Genomic DNA, 427 nt, shown 5'->3' on the forward strand with positions numbered 1-427 from the left:
GTGTAAATGACCCAATAACAAATTATATTCCTGAACTTTTAGAACGAGATTCAAGCTTCAAAAAAATAACCATCAAACATTTGCTTGAAATGCGTTCTGGGCTTAAATACAATACCAGTCATATACCCTTCACTAACATTCATTCTCCTTGGCATGATGAAGCGGTTGGATACTACCACCCCAACGTTAAAAAGTTACTACTTAAGAATGTAGAAATTTCATCCGAACCAGGAAAAGATTTTCAATATTCTAATTACAATACAAGTTATTTGGGATTGATTCTTGAGAGAGCTACTAACTTAACTGTATCCAATTATCTTGAGCAGAAATTGTGGTCAAAAATAATGGAGTATGATGCGCTTTTTTCTATAGATAGTGAAGAGTCTAATTTTGAATATATGCCAAGTCGTTTGATTGCCCGAGCGAT

At 34.0% G+C, this 427-nt stretch carries 1 protein-coding gene; it reads left to right on the plus strand.

Annotated elements, in window-relative coordinates; all coding sequences use genetic code 11:
• A partial coding sequence (locus Q1A01_RS23725; RefSeq protein WP_299686069.1) for a serine hydrolase domain-containing protein occupies positions 1–427 on the plus strand: 427 nt, incomplete at both ends.

It is taken from the genome of uncultured Dokdonia sp., assembly GCF_947492815.1.
GTDB lineage: Bacteria > Bacteroidota > Bacteroidia > Flavobacteriales > Flavobacteriaceae > Dokdonia.